This is a genomic window from Streptomyces sp. NPDC088794, from assembly GCF_044750545.1.
Taxonomy (GTDB): Bacteria; Actinomycetota; Actinomycetes; order Streptomycetales; family Streptomycetaceae; genus Streptomyces.
Genome location: NZ_JBIVKB010000007.1, coordinates 86,454 through 105,338, shown reverse-complemented (window position 1 = coordinate 105,338; position 18,885 = coordinate 86,454). Strand labels below are relative to the sequence as shown.

Below are 18,885 nucleotides of genomic sequence, written 5' to 3'. Positions count from 1 at the left end.
ATGCGAACCGACTCTTCTCCCGGCACCTTGCCGGCGCGGGAGCACCTCCCGGCCGGCGACGCCGGTACGCCTGTTCTGGACGTAGTGATCCCCGTTTACAACGAGGAGAAGGACCTCCAGCCGTGTGTGCTGAGACTGCACGACCATCTCAAGCGCACGTTCCCGTACGCGTTCCGCATCACGATCGCGGACAACGCGTCGACGGACACCACTCCCCAGGTGTCCGCACGGCTGGCGGCGGAGCTTCCGGAGGTCAAGGCCTTCCGGCTGGAGCAGAAGGGCCGCGGCCGGGCGCTGCGGACCGTCTGGTCCGCCTCGGACGCTCCGATCCTCGCCTACATGGACGTGGACCTGTCGACCGACCTGAACGCCCTGCTGCCCCTGGTGGCACCGCTCATCTCCGGCCACTCCGACCTGGCGATCGGTTCCCGGCTGGCCCGCTCGTCGCGCGTGGTGCGCGGCGCCAAGCGGGAGTTCATCAGCCGCTCGTACAACCTCATTCTGCGCGGCTCGTTGCAGGCCCGCTTCTCCGACGCGCAGTGCGGATTCAAGGCGATCCGGCGTGACGTGGCGCAGGTGCTGCTGCCGATGGTCGAGGACACCGGCTGGTTCTTCGACACCGAGATGCTGGTCATCGCCGAGCGCGCGGGCCTCAGGATCCACGAGGTGCCGGTCGACTGGGTCGACGACCCGGACTCGACCGTGCACATCGTCAAGACGGCGACCGAGGACCTCAAGGGCGTGTGGCGCGTCGGCAAGGCCCTGGCGAGCGGTTCGCTGCCGCTGGACCGGATCACCCGCCCCTTCGGTGACGACCCGCGCGACCGCGACATCCAGGACGTGCCCAAGGGCCTGGCCCGCCAGCTCGTCGGGTTCTGCGTGGTCGGCGGCCTGTCGACCCTGTTCTACCTGGTCCTGTACAGCGCCTTCCGCTCCTTCACCGGCTCGCAGATCGCCAACGCGCTCGCCCTGCTGGTCTCCGCCGTCGCCAACACGGCGGCCAACCGGCGGCTGACCTTCGGGGTGCGCGGACGCGGCGGCGCGGTCCGGCACCAGGCGCAGGGCCTGGTCGTCTTCGGTATCGGCCTGGCGCTGACCAGCGGCTCGCTCGCCGCCCTGAACGCGGCGAGCAGCGACCCGGCGCACTCCACCGAACTGGCGGTCCTGATCGCCGCCAACCTCGCGGCGACCGTCCTGCGCTTCCTGCTCTTCAGGGCGTGGGTCTTCCCGGACCGCCGGGACAGCGACGCGGGCTCGACGGTGCAGTACCAGCAACAGGGCTATGAGCAGCCGTACGCGCATGCATCACAGTCCTTGAACACCATCCAGACCACCCACACCACCCAGTTCCGCGCCGGTGAAGCCGCGGACGGCACCTGGCGGGACTCCACGATGCAGTTCCGGCCGCTGCGCCCTTACGACACCGATCCGGGGGACACCCGATGACCACCCACTACGACCAGTCGACCTACCAGGGAGGTGCGGCTCCCACCCCCTCGGGCCCCGCACCCGACGTGGTGGACTCGCAGCGGCCGCACGCACCGGCCCCCGCCGGCGGCGAGCCCAAGCAGCCCTTCGTCCGCAGACTGTGGCGCGGTCGTCCCGAGGACCCCCGCTGGGCCCGCCCGGCCTTCCTCGGCCTGCTGGCCGCCACCGCGGTGCTCTACTTCTGGAACCTGGGCGTCAACGGCTACTCCAACTCCTTCTACTCGGCGGCCGTCCAGGCCGGCACCCAGAGCTGGAAGGCGATGTTCTTCGGCTCGCTGGACGCGGGCAATGCGATCACCGTCGACAAGCCCTCGGCGTTCCTGTGGCCGATGGAGATCGCGGCCCGGATCTTCGGCCTCAACACCTGGACGATCCTGGGCCCCGAGGTCCTCATGGGCGTCGGCACGGTCGCCGTCGTCTACGCCTCGGTGCGCCGCCGCTTCAGCCCCGCGTCCGGCCTGATCGCGGGTGCGGTGCTCGCGCTCACCCCGGTCGCCGCGCTGATGTTCCGGTTCAACAACCCGGACGCGATGCTCGCCCTCCTGATGGCGCTGGCCTGCTACTTCGTGGTCCGCGCCCTGGAGGACGGCCGGACCAAGTGGCTGGTGTGGTGCGGGGTCGCGATCGGTTTCGCGTTCCTCGGCAAGACCCTCCAGGCCTTCCTGATCCTGCCGCCGCTGGCGATCGTCTACGCCGTCTGCGCGCCGGTGTCGCTGAAGAAGCGGTTCGGTCAACTGGCCGCGGGCACGCTCGCGTTGATCGTCTCCGGCGGCTGGTGGGTCGCGATCGTCGAGCTGTGGCCGGCTTCCTCGCGCCCCTACATCGGCGGTTCGCAGAACAACAGCTTCCTTGAACTGACCTTCGGCTACAACGGACTTGGCCGCATCAACGGCGACGAGACCGGCAGTGTCGGCGGCGGCGGTGGCGCGGGCGGCACCGGGCAGTGGGGCGAGACCGGCTGGGACCGGATGTTCAACTCCGAGATCGGCAGCCAGATCTCCTGGCTGCTGCCGGCCGCGCTGATCCTGCTGGTCGCGGGACTCGTGGCCACCCGCAAGCTCAGGCGGACCTCGGTGACCCGCGGTTCGTTCCTGGTGTGGGGCGGCTCGCTGCTGATCACCCTGCTCGTCTTCAGCTACATGGCGGGCATCTTCCACCAGTACTACACGATCGCGCTGGCTCCCTACATCGCCGCCGTGATCGGCATGGGCGCCGGGACCCTGTGGGAGAAGCGCTCCGAGATGTGGGCCTCGCTCACCCTCGCGGCGGCGATCGTGGCGGGCACGGTCTGGGGTTACGTCCTCCTCAACCGCACGCCCGACTACCTGCCCTGGCTGCGCTGGCTGGTCCTGATCGGCGGCCTGGCCGCCGCGCTCGGTGTGATCTTCGTGGCCAAGCTGGGCCGCCAACTCGCGCTCGCCGCGGTGGGCTTGGGCATCGTGGCCTCGCTGGCCGGTCCGACGGCGTACACCCTGAGCACGGTCGACTCCGCGCACACCGGCTCCATCCCGACGGCCGGTCCGGCGGGCGCGAGCATGATGGGCGGCCGGGGCGGTCCCGGTGGTGGCGGCGCACGCGGCGGCTTCGGCGGCGGTGGCATGCCGGGTCAGCAGAACGGCAACGGCAACACCCAGAACCAGCAGGGTGGCGGCGGCTTCCCGGGCGGCGGCACGGGCGGTATGCCGGGGCAGAACGGCAACGGGAACACCCAGGGCCAGCAGGGCGGCCCCGGTGGCACCACGGGTGACGGCGGCGGCATGGGCGGCGGCGGTGGCGTCGGCGGCCTGCTGAACGGCGCGACCGTGAGCGCCGAGGCCAAGAAGCTGCTCCAGACCGACGCCGGCGACTACACCTGGGCGGCGGCCGCGATCGGCGCCCAGAACGCGGCGAGCTACCAACTCGCCACGGGTGACGCGGTGATGGCGATCGGCGGCTTCAACGGCACCGACCCGTCCCCGACGCTGGCGCAGTTCGAGAAGTACGTGGCCGACGGAAAGATCCACTACTTCATCTCCAGCGGCACGGGTGGCGGCATGGGCGGCAGCAGCACCGGCACGTCCTCGCAGATCACCTCGTGGGTCGAGAGCAACTTCAAGAAGGTGACGGTCGGTTCGTCCACCTTCTACGACCTCACGCAGAAGACGAGCGGCTGACAGAAGGAGAACTTGCTGTACACCGTATGGTTGGCACCATACGGTGTACAGCATGTCCGTTTCCCAAGGCCACCCCCAGCGCTGGCTGATCCTCGGTGTCATCTGCCTCGCCCAGCTGACCGTGCTGCTCGACAACACCGTGCTGAACGTCGCGATCCCCTCCCTCACCCGGGAGTTGCACGCCGAGACCTCGGACATCCAGTGGATGATCAACGCGTACTCGCTCGTCCAGTCCGGCCTGCTGCTCACCGCGGGCAGCGCGGCCGACCTCCCCCACTGCCTAAAGGGCGCGGGGGACCCCCATCGGCCGCAAGAAGATGCTGCTGACCGGACTCGCCCTCTTCGGCATCGGTTCGCTGGCGGCGGGCCTGGCCGGCTCCACGGGCCAACTGATCGCGGCCCGCGCGGGCATGGGCGTGGGCGGCGCGCTGCTGATGACCACCACCCTCGCCGTGGCGATGCAGATCTTCACGCCCGAGGAGCAGCCGAAGGCGATCGGCATCTGGGCGGCGGTCAACGCGCTCGGCTTCGCGATCGGACCGCTCCTCGGCGGCTTCATGCTGAACCACTTCTGGTGGGGCGCGATCTTCCTGATCAACCTGCCGGTCGCGGCGCTGGGCCTGGTGGCGGTCGTGGCCCTGGTCCCGGAATCCAAGAACCCCACCGGCGACCGCCCCGACCTCCCCGGCGCCCTGCTCTCCACGATCGGCATGGCATCGCTGGTCTTCGCGATCATCTCGGGCCCGGCACACGGCTGGACGTCGGCCCGGGTCCTGCTGCCGGCGACCGTGGCCGCCGTGTCGCTGGGCGCCTTCGCGTACTGGGAGAACCGGATCCCGTACCCCATGCTCGACCCGCACTTCTTCCGCGACCGCCGGTTCACGGGTGCGGTGGCGGGGGCGGTGCTCATCGCCTTCGGCATGGGCGGCTCGCTCTTCCTGCTCACCCAGCACCTGCAATTCGTCCTGGGATACGGCCCGTTGGAGGCGGGCCTGCGGACCGCTCCGCTGGCCCTGACGATCGTGGTCCTCAACTTCAGCGGCCTGTCGGCGAAGTGGTCCGCGCGGCTGGGTACGCCGGTGTCCATCGCGCTGGGCATGGTGCTGATGTCGGCGGGGCTGGCGTCGATCGCGGTGCTGGCGACGGGGGGTTATGCGGGCACGCTGGTGGGGCTGCTGCTCATCGGCGCGGGAGGCGCGATCGCCAGCCCGGCGATGGCGCACGCGATCATGAGCGCGATTCCTCCGGCGAAGGCGGGGGTGGGGGCCGGGGTGAACGGAACGCTGGCGGAGTTCGGCAACGGTTTGGGCGTCGCCGTGCTCGGAGCGGTCCTCAGCTCTTCCGGAGGGCTCGCGGAAGGGCTGAGATCGGGTCAGTTGGTGGGGGCGGCTGCGGTACTGCTGGGTGGGTTCGTGGCGGCGGCGTTGTTGCGCAGGGCGGAGCGGGCAGACTCGGAATTGGTGACTGCCGTTTAGGATCTTGATCAGTAACCGGACGGCCAGAAAGGTGCGTGCGCTGATGGCTAGGTCGGCCGAAGGGGCGGCGCGGACCAGTGTGTGGCTGGAGGGCAAGGTCCGCCGGGGTCGGGGCGGTCAGCCGTCCGGGCTCGACCGGGACCGGATCACCGGGGCGACCGTGCGGCTGCTGGACGCCGAGGGCATGGCCAAGTTCTCCATGCGCCGCCTCGCCGCCGAACTGAACGTCACGGCGATGTCCGTCTACTGGTACGTCGACACCAAGGACGACCTCCTCGAACTCGCCCTCGACGCGGCCTTCGGCGAACTCGCGCTGCCCGACCCGGAGACCGACGAGGACTGGCGGGACCAACTCCGCGCCCTGGCAGGGGAGTACCGCGCTCTCTTGGTCCGCCACCCCTGGCTCTCCCCGCTGGCCGGCACGTTCCTGAACATCGGCCCGAACTCACTGGCCTTCTCCAGGGTCGTCCAGCAGGTCATCCGGAGAACCGGCCTCCCCGCATCCGGCCTCACGGGCGCCATCTCGGCCGTCTTCCAGTTCGTCTACGGCTTCGGCACGATCGAGGGTCACTTCATCGCCCGCACCGCCGCCGCCGGCCTGACCCAGGACGAGTACTTCCGCCACGCGATGACCGCGGTGAACCAGTCCCCGTCGGCCGCCGAGGTCATCCAGGAGTCGGCGGACCTCATGGCGGCTAGGGGAGGAGACACGGTGGAGGAGATGCGGGAGAGGGACTTCACCTTCGCGTTGGAGCTCCTGGTGGCGGGAATCGAGGCGATGGTGAATCGGAACAGTTAGCTCGGCTCACGCCTCCGGCGAAGAAAGCCGCGCAGGGAACCCACCCGTAGCCACCGGACCCCACTTCTCCGGCGTGACCCGAATGATCGACTTCCCCTGCTTCACCATCGCCGCCCGATACTCGTCCCAGTCCGGATGCTCCCCGGCGATGTTCCGGTAGTACTCCACCAGCGGCTCCACGGACTCCGGCGGATCGATCACCTCGGCGACGCCGTCCACCTGCACCCACGGCCCGTTCCAGTCGTCGCTCAGCACAACGACACTGACCCGCTCGTCCCGCTTCGCGTTCCGCGTCTTCGCGCGCTCGGGATACGTGGAGACAACGATCCGCCCCGAGTCGTCGACCCCACAGGTCAACGGCGAAGCCTGCGGACTCCCGTCGGCCCGCCGCGTCAACAGCAGCGCGTGATGCCGGGGCCGCACAAACTCCAGCAGCTCTTCCAGGGATACCCGGGTGTTACTAGCGATGTTCGGTGCCATACGACCAGCCTATGTCCAGCCCTACGGCAACGCCTCGCCCTGCACCGCCTGCACATCCAGTTCCACCTTCAACGTCGTCCCGATCGCCGCGATCCCCGCCTGCACCACCTGGTTGTAGTTCATGGCGAAGTCCTCCCGCCGCAGCTCGGCCGTCGCGCGGAACGCGGCCCGGGTCCCGCCCCAGGGATCGGCCCCCGTGCCCAGATACGCGAGGTCCAGATCGACCTCCCGCACCACCCCGTGCAGCGTCAGCTCCCCCCGCACCGTCCACCGGTCCGTGCCCGCAGCCGCCACAACACCCGTCGAGCGGTACGTGATCTCCGGGTACTTCTCGACGTCCAGAAAGTCCGCCGAGCGCAGATGCTCGTCCCGCATGCCGTTGCCCGTGTCGATGGACGCGGCCCGGATCACCGCCTCCACGCGGGACTTGGCGACCTCGTCCGGGGCGATCTCGACGCGCGCGGCGAAGTCGGTGAAGCGGCCGTGCACGCTGGAGATGCCCAGGTGCTGGGCGACCGCGGCGACGGACGAGTGCGCGGGGTCGACGGTCCAGGGCCCCGGCGGCGGCAGTTCGGTGCCGCCCTGGCGGCTCAGGGTCACGGCCCCGACCTCGGCCCGCCCGCTCGCGGTGACGATCGCGGTCGCGGCGGCGGGCGCGTACCCGACGGCCGTGACGATGACGGTGTACGGGCCGGGCGCCAGCTCGGTGGCGTCCCGTACGGCCCCCTCGGCGTCGGCCTCCGCGCGCAGCACCTGCGTGCCGCGCATATCGGTCACCGTCACGACCGCGTGCGACACGGCCCATCCGTCCCGCGTACGGATCCTCGCGGTCAGTCCCATGTTCCTCAAACTCCTTGCCGTACGCGTGAATCCGGCCCGCGGCGGCCGCACCTCCGCTCGGAGCGTGCGCCCGCCACGGGCCGGGGGTGTCCCAACTACTCGCCGGGGTGGGCGAGTTCGATGTCGTGGTCGTCGACACCACGCCCGTTGACGGTCAACGCACTGGCCACCGGCGGGTAACCCGTCGCGATGACCGTGTACTCGCCGCCGCCCAGGTCGGTGAAGGCGTACGCCCCGTCCGACCCGGTGGTGGCCGTGCCGACCACGTTGCCCGCCGCGTCCACGAGGGTCACGCGGGCATCGGCCAGCGGGCCGTGCGGAGCCCTTACGACGCCCTGGAGTTGGGCGCCCGAGTCCAGGTCGACCTCGATCCGGGTGACCCCGGTGCCGCCGACCTCGACGGGCAGCGCCCGCGGCCGGTACCCGTCGGCGTTCACCGCGACGGTCACCGACCCCGGCACCAGCTCACCGAAGGCGAACTCGCCCTGCTCACCTGTCTGTTGGGTGGCCAGCAGATCCCCGCGCACATCGGTCACGACGACCATCGCGTCCTTGACGGCGAGTCCGGTCGCCGCGGCCCGCACCAGCCCGTTCAGCCCACTGGTCCCACTGAGCAGCACGTCGTACGCGAGCGGCTCACCGTTCACGAGGACCGTGGACGCCTGCGGCTGGAACCCGTCGGCGGACGCGATCAGGACGTACGACCCGACGCTCGGCGCCTCGACGGCGTAGGAGCCGTCGGCCTGGGTCATCGACCGGCCCAACTGGCGGCCGGCCAGCGAGATCAGCGTGACGGCGGCCTGCGGGACGGGCGCGCTCTCGTTGCCGCGCACGAAGCCCCGTACCGGGATCCCGCCGAAGCCGAAGCCGAAGCCGGAGCCCGAGCCCGAATCTCCCGACTCCTCGGGTCGCGCGAGCGTCGCCACGGCGCCGAGCCGCTGGGTGCCGTCGGCGGCGGGCTCGGTCTCCGACACGGCCCAGCTCGGGACGTGTTCGGCGGCCGGAGCGTCGGCGGCGGCCGGAGCGGTCTCCGCGGCGGGGGTCTCCGTGGCCGGGCTCTCCTGCTCGCCCGCGGCCTGCGCCAGCGCGCCCTTGGTCCGCAACGGGACCTCCTTGATGAACAGGGTGATCAGGAACGCGACGGCCGCCAGGGCGCCGGCGATCATGAAGACGTCGGCGATGCCATGGCCGTAGGAGCTCTCCATGAGCGTGCGCACCGGGGCCGGCAGCTTGGCCAGGTCCGGGATGCTGTCCGTGGAGGAGTTCGAACCGGCAAGGGCCGCACGGTACTTGGGGTCGAGGGAGGCGATGCCGTCGGTGACGTAGTGCGTGATCCGGTGGGACATCACCGCGCCGAGGGCGGAGACGCCGACCGCGCCGCCGAGGGAGCGGAAGAAGGTGACCGTCGAGCTGGCGGAGCCGAGGTCGCTGGGGTCGACCTGGTTCTGCGTGCACAGCACCAGGTTCTGCATCATCATGCCGATGCCGAGACCCAGCAGGGCCATGAAGATGCCCATCTTCCAGTAGTCCGTGTCGTACCGGATGGTCCCGAGCAGGCCGAGGCCCGCCGTCACCAGTACGCCACCGCTCACCAGCCACGCCTTCCAGCGCCCGGTGCGGGTGATGAACTGCCCCGAGACGGTCGAGGAGATGAACAGTCCGCCGATCATCGGGATCGTCATGACCCCGGACATCGTCGGCGACTTGTCGCGGGCCAGCTGGAAGTACTGGCTGAAGAAGACCGTGCCGGTGAACATCGCGACACCGACGAACAGCGAGGCGAGCGAGGCCAGCGTGATGGTCCGGTTGCGGAACAGCCGCAGCGGGATGATCGGTTCGCGCGCCTTGGACTCGACCAGCACGAAGAGCAGACCCAGCGCGATCGAACCGCCGACCATCGCGTACGTCTGCCAGGAGATCCAGTCGTACTTGTCACCGGCGAAGGTGACCCAGACCAGCAGCAGTGAGACGGCGGCGGCGACGAGGGTGGCGCCGGACCAGTCGACCTTGACGTCCCGCTTCACGACCGGCAGGTGCAGGGTCTTCTGCAGCACGATCAGCGCGATGACGGCGAAGGGGACACCGACGTAGAAGCACCAGCGCCAGCCGAGCCAGCTGGTGTCGGTGATGACACCGCCGAGCAGCGGGCCGCCGACGGTGGCGACGGCGAAGGTCGCGCCGAGGTAGCCGGAGTAACGCCCGCGCTCGCGCGGGGAGATCATCGCGGCCATGACGATCTGGGCGAGTGCGGACAGACCGCCGACGCCGATGCCCTGGAAGACACGGCAGGCGATCAGCATGCCGGCGTTCTGCGACAGACCGGCCGCCGCGGACCCCAGCACGTAGATGATCAGGGCTATCTGGACGAGCGCCTTCTTGCTGTAGAGGTCCGAGAGCTTGCCCCATAGGGGCGTGGTCGCGGTCATCGCCAGCAGGGACGCGGTGACGACCCAGGTGTAGGCGGACTGGCCGCCGCCGAGGTCGCTGATGATGTGCGGCAGGGCGTTGGTGACGATCGTGGACGACAGGATCGCCACGAACATGCCGAGCAGCAGGCCGGAGATGGCCTCCATGATCTGCCGGTGCGTCATCGGGGCGTACTCGGTGGAGGGGCCTCCCCCGTGCTTGGCATGAGCCCGCACACCGGCTGGTGTGGTTGTAGCCATGGGTTTCCTTGTCTCAAGTGGTCGCGGGTGTACGGGTGGTCGCTGCGAGCAGATGCGGGGGTGGCAGCCGGGGCGGCGGGGCACGGTGGTCGTCGAAGCTCGTCCGCAGCCGGGCCATGAGCCGGGTGAGCTGGGCGACCTCTTCGTCGCTCCAGTCGCTCAGCCGGTCGGCCAGCAGCTCCGTGGTGCGCTCGAAGAGCGCCTCCAGCTGGGCCTGCCCCGGCGCGGTGAGGCGCAGGATCCTGGACCTCTTGTCCGCCGGGTCGGGGGACCGGTCGATCCAGCCCCGCTCCGCGAGGTGCGCGGCATGCCGGCTGGTCACGGACATGTCCACCGCGAGCAGCTCCGAGAGCTTGCTCATGCGCATGTCGCCGTACCGTCCGAGCAGGGTGAGCACGGCGACGCTGCCGCCCGGGCACTCGGCGGGCAGCACCCGCCCGAGCTCCCGTTTCACCGCCCCGAAAGCGCTGAACTGCTGGAGCAGCTCCTCGTACTGCGCCCGTTCGGCCATCACACCTCCCGCATCGTTGCTCTGGGCAACCATAGGAGTTGTTGGTTGCTACAGGCAAATAAGAAGTCTGTGAGCGGGATAAAAACTTGGCAAAGGCAAGTATTGCGAACGTAAACGCGCAGGTGGGGTCAGCCGCGGGCCGGATGCGGCCACCCACCTCCCCCCACTTGGGTCTCCCCCACGCATTCGCTAGGGTCTCGGGCTATGGCTAACCCCCAGAACCCCCAGGGCAACCACGACCCCGCCGGCAGCACCCAGATGTTCCGCGCGTTCGTCGACGAGGGCCCGCAGGGCCGGCAGCCGGAGCCGGTCGCAGCGGCCGGTCCCCGCATCGGCCTGATCGTGGGCGTGGTCGTCGCCGTGGCGATCGTCGCCGCGGTGGCCTGGCTCGCCCTCATGTAACTCGCTCAAGTCGGGCCCACGGCCCGTTACTTCCACTGGACGGTGACGTCCCGCGTCTCGATGTGCATCCCCAGCGGCACACGCCACGCGTCGACGCACACCGTCCAGGTCTTTTTCCTGCGTGCCTCCGCCGCGATCGGCACCGGCAGCTCCACGGTCGACTCGACCGTCGCCCAGTCGATGCCGAGCGCGCCGATGACATGCGTCCCGAAGGTCACCGAGCCCGAACGCACCGCGCTGCCCCCGGAGTTCACAAAGGCGAGCGTCACGTCCTCGCACCACCGTTCGTCCGTGGCGGCGCGGGTCGGCTCGCCCCAGCTCAACGCGGCGGGCCCGGCGGACGATCCACCGGGCGCGGGGTCGGGTGGGGGCTTGGCCGTGGGAGTACCCGGCGGGGCGGGTGAATTGCCGGTCGTACGACCGGACTTGGCGCCGTCGCCGACGGAGGTGCCGGAGGAGTCACCGGAGGCGCTGTCGCCCGCGCCCGGTGCCGCCGCTGCGGCGCTGGGCGAAGTCCCGTTCCCGGCAGGGCCGTCGCCGTCACCGCCGGGCGCCCCGCTCGCCGCCCGCGGCCCGTCCAGCGGCACCAGCGTCACCCCGCCGGTGGGCGCCGTCGCCGTACCGGACGCCTGAGGCGTGCCGCCCGCCGAGCCGGTGGCGACGTATCCCTCGCCCCCACCGCCCGCACACGCGGCCAGCGCGGCGCCCAGACAGACGACGGCCGCCGACGTACCGAGTACGGCACCTCGACGGCCATGTGTCCGTGTCGTCCGAAGCATCGCGCCATGGTGGCTGACGCTCCGTCAAATAGGAACCCTCAGGAGCCCCTTGAGCACCTCGCGGGGGCTCGGAAGTCCCCTGGGTACCTTTCGGGGCGCCCTCAGTCGGAGATCAGCAGACCTTCCCGCAGCTGCGCCAGGGTCCGGGTCAGCAGCCGGGAGACGTGCATCTGGGAGATGCCGACCTCCTCGCCGATCTGCGACTGGGTCATGTTGGCGAAGAAGCGGAGCATGATGATCTGCCGCTCGCGGGGCGGGAGTTTGGCCAGCAGCGGCTTCAGGGACTCGCGGTACTCCACGCCTTCCAGCGCGGTGTCCTCGTAGCCCAGCCGGTCGGCCAGGGAGCCCTCGCCGCCGTCGTCCTCCGGAGCCGGGGAGTCCAGCGAGGAGGCCGTGTACGCGTTGCCGACCGCGAGGCCGTCGACCACGTCCTCCTCGGACACGCCCAGGACCGCGGCGAGTTCGGGGACGGTCGGGGAACGGTCCAGCTTCTGCGAGAGCTCGTCACTGGCCTTGGTGAGGGCCAGCCGCAGCTCCTGGAGCCGGCGCGGCACGCGCACCGACCACGAGGTGTCGCGGAAGAACCGCTTGATCTCGCCGACCACCGTCGGCATCGCGAACGTCGGGAACTCCACCCCCCGTTCGCAGTCGAAGCGGTCGATCGCCTTGATCAGGCCGATGGTGCCGACCTGGACGATGTCCTCCATCGGCTCGTTGCGGGAGCGGAAACGCGCGGCGGCGTACCGCACCAGCGGGAGGTTGAGCTCGATCAGGGTGTCCCGGACGTAGCCGCGTTCGGGGCTGTTCTCGTCCAGTGCGGCGAGCCGCAGGAAAAGGGAGCGGGACAGGGTGCGGGTGTCGATGGCTCCCGAAGTGCTCGGGAGGGCCGGGGCCGGTACGGCCTCAAGGGCCGTGACGTCGTTGAGAACGGCGTCGGGCGCTGACTCGCTCTTCGTGAGCGTGAGCACCTTGGAGCTGCCCTGGTCTGCGGACATGCCACCCCCTCTGGGTCGCGGGACGGTCGTGGCCGATGTTCCCCTGATGAGGAGTTCAGCCTTCACCTGAATACCGGAACCGAAGCCCCGGCAAACGCTCTACCGGGAGAATGTCACATGTCGGCAACACGCTGTAGTGACATGTCGACAAGCAGGAGCCGAAACGGCCCTGGAAAGAGGGGGTCTGGGGCTTTATAGGCGCAGAACCACGGGGAAGCGCCCTGGTGAGCGATTCGCTCGTCACGGTGACAACTCGACCCCGCGTGCGAACTGCGGTGTTACCGAGTGTGCGCCTGTGCGCCTCTTATGCCTCGATCCGATTGGCGGATCGCAGCCGCTGGAAGCTACGCGCGAGTAGCCGGGATACATGCATCTGTGACACACCGAGTTCCGCACTGATCTGCGACTGGGTGAGATTGCTGTAGTAGCGCAGCAGCAGGATTCGCTGTTCGCGTTCCGGGAGTTGGACCAGGAGGTGGCGGACCAGATCGCGGTGCTCCACACCGTCCAGCGCCGGGTCCTCGTAGCCCAGCCGGTCGAGCAGGCCCGGCAGTCCGTCGCCCTCCTGGGCAGCCTCCAGCGAGGTCGCGTGGTACGACCGGCCGGCCTCGATGCAGGACAGCACCTCGTCCTCGGAGATGCGCAGCCGCTCGGCGATCTCGGCGGTGGTGGGCGTCCGTCCGAAGGCGGTCGTCAGGTCCTCGGTCGCGCCGTTGACCTGCACCCACAGCTCGTGCAGCCGGCGCGGGACATGGACGGTACGGACGTTGTCGCGGAAGTAGCGCTTGATCTCGCCGATGACCGTCGGCATCGCGAAGGTCGGGAACTGCACGCCCCGGTCCGGGTCGAAGCGGTCGATGGCGTTGATCAGACCGATGGTGCCGACCTGGATCACGTCCTCCATCGGCTCGTTGCGGGAGCGGAAGCGGGCGGCGGCGTAGCGCACGAGCGGGAGGTTGGCCTCGATCAGCGCCCCGCGCACCCGGTTGTGCTCCGGCGTACCGGGTCTGAGCTCCTTGAGCTCCCCGAAGAGCACCTGGGTGAGGGCCCGGGTGTCCGCGCCGCGGCGCCGCTCGGGGGTCTGGACGGGCGCCTCTTCCTGGGGCGGCGCAGTACTGGCCGACACGGTCAACGCCACCTCTTCATCGGTTCTGCTTCGGTCAACGCTCGGTCGACCCATCGGTCAACTCATCCGTCAAAAGCGGTCATAGCATCACAAGACATGTGCACTGTGTGCAAGCACCGCATAACACCGTGTTGAGGGCGAGTTGGGGCGTAAGACGCGAAAAGGCCCCCAGCCGTTCCCGGCGGAGGGCCCAGAAAGGTGCCGATCAGTACGCGTAATCGGCGATCACCCAGGTGGCGAACTCCTTCCACAGCGCCACTCCCGCCTGGTGCTCCGGGTGCTCCACATAGCGGCGCAGGGCGTCCGCGTCGTCGAAGCCGGAGTTGATGGCGAAGTCGTACGCCATGGGCCGGTCGCTGAGGTTCCAGCCCAGTTCCCAGAAGCGGATCTCGGGGATCTTCGCGTCCAGCGACCGGAAGGCCTCGAAGCCCGCCTCGACCCGCGGGTCGGCGCGGTCGACGCCCTCGGCGAGCTTGAAGAGGACGAGGTGGCGGATCATGCGCGCTCCTTGTTCGAGCCGGTCTCAGTGCGCCCCGTCGGCGAGCCAGGTGAAGAAGTCGCCGATGGCCTTGGCGGCGTCCGATATGCCCTCGAAGCCTATCTGGACGTAGTCCGCGGCCTTGGCGGGGTCGGTGATGATCACGTACAGCGCGAAGACCACGAGCACGTAGACGGCGATCTTCTTCGAATGCACCGCCACCGCGGCCTCCCCCTGAGACTGAAGTGCCCATCGGGGCCCGTGTTGTCGGCGGTGAGTGTAACCGTCGGAGCCTCTTATATGACCAACGGCTCGCAGGTAGAAGGCTTTCGGGGGCTACGGCCCGACCGGCGGCCCCCACGCGAGGGGACGCACGAAGCGGACGCACGAAGGGCCCCGTCTCTCGACGGGGCCCTTCAGAAGCGGTAGCGGAGGGATTTGAACCCTCGGTGACTTGCGCCACACTCGCTTTCGAGGTCTGTTCGTGCTGGTCAGAGCGCCATCCGCAGCCGTTCAACCTCGTTCATTCCCGTACTCCCGCCTGACGCGTGAACCCGCGCGGACGGCTTCGGACGGGGGTGAATGAGACGGAAACTGAGACGCTCGCCGGCCAGCTCCGAGCTTGCCTGTCGGCTCGGCCTCGTCGCCACCGATCCCGAGGCGCTCCGGTGGTGGCGTGCACGGTTGAAGTTGCTTGATCGTCTCAATGGTGACGCCTTGGGCTAGGCGATCTTCGAGTTTGTGCAGGCCATGGGTCCGCCCCTTGGGGGCGATGCGCCGAAGTGCGGGTTCTGGTGAAGTGGAATTGACCAGGCATAGATGTCAAGACGCCGATGGGATGATGACCCAGACGAGGGAACCCTTGCGCTCGTCCGTTCGCTTGCCCACAATATCCCATCACTATGACCTGAATGTCATTCCTTTTGCATGGGTGGCGCAAAACGGACAACGGGGTGAAAAATGGATCAGGGCTTCTTAGTGGCGATTGCTTCCGCTGTGGCGGCAGTCTTCGGGGCAGCGGCAGTTGCCATGAAGATCTCATTCAGTAAGAGGAACGAGGCGCAGGGCAACGGTTCGGTGACCTCTGTGACCGGCAAGGGGAACATCACCGCAGGTCGCGACTATATCGTCGGCCCTCGTCAGTCAGAGGAGCCCGGTCAGCAGAACGGGACCAACTGACGTGGAGCCAATTCGGCTCAGCGTCCCCGGGGCTGGGAGCGCTGGCGTGGAGCAGGTACAGGTCAGTGTCCCCACTGCTGACGGCGCTGGCATTGCGCAAGTTCAGGTCAGCGTCGCCGGTACTGGGAACGTCACCGCAGGCAGGGATATTCACTACCGTGGTGGTGACGTTTACACAGTTGCGAGTGCAGAGAGGGCTCTAAGTAAAGCAGACAAGAATGACATAGCCGATGCTGTGGTAGACGGGGTGCGCAACGGATACATCGCTCCCGCCGTCGCGACGCAGCTTGCAGGTGGAGCACCCGCCCGCCACCGAGGAGGAACTCGGGGCGTATTCGTATGGTCCAGTGTGGCCGTCGCGTTCATGCTGGTGGCAGCACTGTCTCAAGTGGACATGGACTGGTTGCGTACCAAGAACTATTTGATAACCGGGGGCCTAGCGTGGCTGGGATGGTTATCCGTTAAACGGGGTTGGTGGTAACTCCAGCTTAGGCCGAATCGGGCTGACATTGACGGGTCGCCTTGGCTCCGGCAGCGAGCGCGTGTCGGGTCTGAAACTGGCCGACACCCAGGGAGTGTCCGCTTCCTGGGGAGGAATGAACCGGGTCCGGTACCGTTGTAGGTCGCTTTCGGAGAAAAAGATCGAGTTCGGATTGTCCGCGTGGAACTCGTTTCGCTTGCTGATCCTCGCCTAGAGCTCATCATGGCTGGCCGCGAGATAGACCAGTACCGGGCTGGCGCCAGCGGCGGCTATGGTCCCCCACCTAGCCCGATCTTCGGGGGGCCAAAAGCCCCGTGGTCGATGACGACGTCGTGTCCGGCCTTGAGCTGTTCCCGGAGTTCGACTGCCACGTCTTCGAGTACAGGGCGCTCAAGGATGGGAAACCCGCGGTCCGTGAGGGCGCGGGAAAGCGTGGTCTTGCCCGAGCCGGGGAGTCCGGCCATCAGGACGCAGAACTCGGCTACGGCGTGGCCGTTCGGAAGCACCTGATCCCGGCACTTGGGGCCCACCGGCTCGACAAGCTCAAGCCGGAGCACATCGAGCGCTTCTACGGGAACATGCAGGCTGACGGCGTAAGGCCGGAACGATTCATCAGATACACCGCACCCTTCGCACCTCGCTGAACGAGGCGGTACGGCCTGGCTATCTCGGACGAAATCCCGTCCAACTCGCCAAGGCGCCCCGCCTCCGGGAAGAGGGGGTGGAGCCGTACACCGTCGAGGAGGTGCAGTGGCTCCCGCGGACCGCAGACAACCGCCGGAACGCCGCACGCTGGGCCGTGGCTCTCGCGCTCGGTCTACGGCAGGGGGAGGCGCTCGGTCTCAAGTGGGCCGACGTGGACTTGGAGCGGGGCGTACTGATGGTCCGCAGGAGTCGCCGCCGCCCGCGCTACGCCCACGGGTGCGGGGACGCCTGCGGACGGAAGGCCGGTTACTGCCCGCAGCGTCAGCGGACGAACCCCGAGACGGCGGACACCAAGTCCCGCGCGGGGCGCCGCTCGGTTGGCCTCCCTGCACAGCTTGTGGACCTACTCCGGGTCCACTGGACCAAGCAGGACGTCGAACGCGCGGCGGTCGGTGACGACTGGGCCGACGAAGGATGGCTGTTCGCGACGCCGACCGGCAGGGACACATCACCCCGAACTGACTACGATGAGCGGAAGGGGCTGCTCGAAGACGCGAGGGTGCGAGACTGCCGACTGCACGACGCTCGCCACACCGCCGCCACGGTCCTGCTGATCCTCGGAGTCTCGGAGCGGGCCGTGATGGGGCTCATGGGCTGGTCCACCACCGCCATGGCCACGCGGTATCAGCACATGGTGGACTCAGTTCGCAGCGACGTTGCCCGACAGTCGACGGGCTCATCTGGAAGCCGTCCAGAGACGGTGCGGACAACGATGACGGGCTAGCAAGCGTGCTCGCTTCGACTGGCTGAGGCGTCCTGGGGCGGCCACATGTGGGCCGTCCCAGCATGTTCAAGGTGCGTTGCCCGGCTGCTCCTCAGAGAGTCCAGCAGGCACCTGGGCCGCAGGTCCGGCGATCATTGCCTGAACGAGGAGGCTCAAGGCATCCGCCCGCTGCTGGTCTGTCAACCGTGCATCAGTCAATAGCCGCTCAACCGCGAGGTACCGCGAAAACTCCAAGGGCTGGTCGAAGTAGGCGCGCAAATGCCCTGCCGCAGCTTCCTGTGACCTGATGAACGTCCGACTGATGTAACCAGTCAACGCAGCAGATACAGCCCCAAGTCCGCCTGCGACGACACTGCCAGCGGTCGTGCTGGCGTTCAAAGCGATAGCGACGAAACCGACGAGCAGTGTGAACCCGAGTCCCATAGCGATCTGCGCGTTGCGGAACGACTGCGTCGCTTGGTCTTGGGCGATCTCGTGATAGAGATCGAGGCGGCGGTGTGTCACCTCCCATAGCACCGCGAGTCTAAGTCGGCTTTGCTCATCCTCCGGAACCTTCTTGACCTGGGCCTCGGGAACTCCTTCAGCGTCTTCATCTGTGTCCCCTGAGGAGTCTCCGCTGATCGGGACGGCACGGCCACGCAACGCGTCTTCCAACTCACGTTCGGCCTCACGTACGCGTGCGCGAGTCTCCGACCGGAGCTGATCCTTCGGAGGCTTTTGAAACAGGCTGACGAGCGCGCCGTACAGGATGAGCAAAGCGAACGGCGTCATCGGGATGAGGTACGCGGGGTTGCGGGCGTGTGTCCCGAGAGCCACGAGTCCGCCCACCGTTCCAACTATCAGGGCAGCGGCGACCATGATCTTGAACGCTTTGGGCATGGTCGGTCAGCATCGTCGTACCCAGGGCCCCTGTCTACCCCATCATGCCGACGGCCAACTGAGACGGAAGCCGAAGAGGCGCACAGTTCGATGAACCGTGCGCCTCTTCTACCTGCGGTAGCGGAGGGATTTGAACCCTCGGTGACTTGCGCCACACTCGCTTTCGAGGCGAGCTCCTTCGGCCGCTCGGACACGCTACCGAGAGAGACCTTACCGCACGGTGGGCCGTGCTTTGAAATCGGTATTCGACGGCCCCCGGGGAGGTCAGCGGTCCCGGAAGAAGTCGGTCAACAGCCGGGCGCACTCGTCCGCGAGGACGCCCTCGATCACCTCGGGCCGGTGGTTGAGCCGGCGGTCGCGCACGATGTCGAAGAGCGAGCCGGCCGCGCCCGCCTTCTCGTCACGGGCGCCGTAGACGACCCGGTCCACCCGGGACTGGACGAGCGCGCCCGCACACATCGTGCAGGGCTCCAGGGTGACGACCAGCGTGCAGCCGGCCAGCCGCCACTCACCCAGCCGCGCCGCGGCCCGGCGGAGCGCCAGGACCTCGGCGTGCGCGGTCGGATCCCCGGTGGCCTCCCGCTCGTTGTGTCCGCCCGCGAGCACCGTCGTACCGTCCGGGGCCAGCACGACCGCGCCCACGGGCACGTCCGTACCGGCCTTGCGGGCCTCGTCCAGGGCGAGCCGCATCGCGGCCCGCCAGCGGTCCCGTACCGGGTCGGGAC

General features: G+C 68.6%; 16 protein-coding genes, 1 tRNA gene and 2 pseudogenes. 7 read left to right on the top strand and 12 right to left on the bottom strand.

The features are described from left to right. The 4 genes and pseudogenes from ACIP6U_RS21070 to ACIP6U_RS21055 all read left to right on the top strand — a co-directional run bounded on the left by ACIP6U_RS21070 (position 1) and on the right by ACIP6U_RS21055 (position 5,915). Positions 1–1,446, top strand: coding sequence for a glycosyltransferase (locus ACIP6U_RS21070; protein ID WP_401719856.1), 1,446 nt, complete (start codon positions 1–3; stop codon positions 1,444–1,446). Continuing rightward, positions 1,443–3,641 (top strand): ArnT family glycosyltransferase, encoded by a 2,199-nt coding sequence (locus ACIP6U_RS21065; RefSeq protein WP_401719853.1) that lies wholly within the window; start codon positions 1,443–1,445, stop codon positions 3,639–3,641. Before ACIP6U_RS21070 ends, ACIP6U_RS21065 begins: the two co-directional genes overlap by 4 nt. A gap of 52 nt (positions 3,642–3,693) precedes the next feature. Continuing rightward, a pseudogene (locus ACIP6U_RS21060) lies at positions 3,694–5,116 on the top strand (MFS transporter). Positions 5,117–5,159: 43 nt separating this feature from the next. Continuing rightward, a complete protein-coding gene (locus tag ACIP6U_RS21055) occupies positions 5,160–5,915 on the top strand; it encodes a TetR/AcrR family transcriptional regulator (RefSeq protein WP_401719850.1) in 756 nt (251 codons plus the stop codon). Between the two features lie 6 nt (positions 5,916–5,921). Here ACIP6U_RS21055 and ACIP6U_RS21050 read toward each other — a convergent pair whose 3' ends face one another. From ACIP6U_RS21050 to ACIP6U_RS21035, 4 genes are all read right to left on the bottom strand, one after another. Beyond that, positions 5,922–6,395 carry a PPOX class F420-dependent oxidoreductase gene (locus tag ACIP6U_RS21050; RefSeq protein ID WP_401719847.1) on the bottom strand — a complete coding sequence of 158 codons (474 nt, stop codon included), beginning with the start codon at positions 6,393–6,395 and terminating at the stop codon, positions 5,922–5,924. Between the two features lie 21 nt (positions 6,396–6,416). Beyond that, positions 6,417–7,235 carry a YceI family protein gene (locus tag ACIP6U_RS21045; RefSeq protein WP_401719844.1) on the bottom strand — a complete coding sequence of 273 codons (819 nt, stop codon included), beginning with the start codon at positions 7,233–7,235 and terminating at the stop codon, positions 6,417–6,419. A gap of 95 nt (positions 7,236–7,330) precedes the next feature. Next, complete coding sequence (locus ACIP6U_RS21040; protein ID WP_401719841.1) at positions 7,331–9,901, bottom strand: MFS transporter; 2,571 nt, start codon at positions 9,899–9,901, stop codon at positions 7,331–7,333. Positions 9,902–9,914: 13 nt separating this feature from the next. After that, complete coding sequence (locus ACIP6U_RS21035) at positions 9,915–10,412, bottom strand: MarR family winged helix-turn-helix transcriptional regulator (RefSeq protein ID WP_401719839.1); 498 nt, start codon at positions 10,410–10,412, stop codon at positions 9,915–9,917. 204 nt (positions 10,413–10,616) lie between these two features. On the opposite strand from ACIP6U_RS21035, the gene ACIP6U_RS21030 reads away from it, so the two are divergent. After that, positions 10,617–10,814 carry a hypothetical protein gene (locus ACIP6U_RS21030; protein ID WP_401719837.1) on the top strand — a complete coding sequence of 66 codons (198 nt, stop codon included), beginning with the start codon at positions 10,617–10,619 and terminating at the stop codon, positions 10,812–10,814. Between the two features lie 26 nt (positions 10,815–10,840). On the opposite strand, the gene ACIP6U_RS21025 is transcribed toward ACIP6U_RS21030, so the two are convergent. The 5 genes from ACIP6U_RS21025 to ACIP6U_RS21005 form a co-directional block, all read right to left on the bottom strand. Next, positions 10,841–11,593, bottom strand: coding sequence for a hypothetical protein (locus ACIP6U_RS21025; protein ID WP_401719834.1), 753 nt, complete (start codon positions 11,591–11,593; stop codon positions 10,841–10,843). 101 nt (positions 11,594–11,694) lie between these two features. Continuing rightward, positions 11,695–12,588 carry an RNA polymerase sigma factor SigF gene (locus ACIP6U_RS21020; protein ID WP_401719831.1) on the bottom strand — a complete coding sequence of 298 codons (894 nt, stop codon included), beginning with the start codon at positions 12,586–12,588 and terminating at the stop codon, positions 11,695–11,697. A gap of 304 nt (positions 12,589–12,892) precedes the next feature. Continuing rightward, complete coding sequence (locus tag ACIP6U_RS21015; protein WP_401719829.1) at positions 12,893–13,768, bottom strand: RNA polymerase sigma factor SigF; 876 nt, start codon at positions 13,766–13,768, stop codon at positions 12,893–12,895. A gap of 151 nt (positions 13,769–13,919) precedes the next feature. Continuing rightward, positions 13,920–14,213 carry a Dabb family protein gene (locus ACIP6U_RS21010; protein ID WP_401719826.1) on the bottom strand — a complete coding sequence of 98 codons (294 nt, stop codon included), beginning with the start codon at positions 14,211–14,213 and terminating at the stop codon, positions 13,920–13,922. A gap of 24 nt (positions 14,214–14,237) precedes the next feature. Next, positions 14,238–14,414 carry a hypothetical protein gene (locus tag ACIP6U_RS21005; protein ID WP_185146105.1) on the bottom strand — a complete coding sequence of 59 codons (177 nt, stop codon included), beginning with the start codon at positions 14,412–14,414 and terminating at the stop codon, positions 14,238–14,240. Positions 14,415–15,152: 738 nt separating this feature from the next. Between ACIP6U_RS21005 and ACIP6U_RS21000 the strand changes: the two genes are divergently transcribed. Both ACIP6U_RS21000 and ACIP6U_RS20995 read left to right on the top strand, forming a co-directional pair. Further along, positions 15,153–15,371: a hypothetical protein gene (locus tag ACIP6U_RS21000; protein ID WP_401719823.1), complete on the top strand. Its 219-nt coding sequence runs from the start codon at positions 15,153–15,155 to the stop codon at positions 15,369–15,371. Positions 15,372–16,328: 957 nt separating this feature from the next. Beyond that, positions 16,329–17,307, top strand: a pseudogene (locus tag ACIP6U_RS20995) (tyrosine-type recombinase/integrase); the annotation flags it as partial. Between the two features lie 40 nt (positions 17,308–17,347). Here ACIP6U_RS20995 and ACIP6U_RS20990 read toward each other — a convergent pair. The 3 genes from ACIP6U_RS20990 to tadA form a co-directional block, all read right to left on the bottom strand. Next, positions 17,348–18,160: a hypothetical protein gene (locus ACIP6U_RS20990; protein ID WP_401719820.1), complete on the bottom strand. Its 813-nt coding sequence runs from the start codon at positions 18,158–18,160 to the stop codon at positions 17,348–17,350. 115 nt (positions 18,161–18,275) lie between these two features. Further along, positions 18,276–18,360, bottom strand: a tRNA-Ser gene (locus ACIP6U_RS20985). 64 nt (positions 18,361–18,424) lie between these two features. Beyond that, entirely contained in the window at positions 18,425–18,850 is a 426-nt protein-coding gene (tadA, locus tag ACIP6U_RS20980; protein ID WP_401719817.1) for a tRNA adenosine(34) deaminase TadA, read from the bottom strand. Positions 18,851–18,885: the final 35 nt, after the last annotated feature.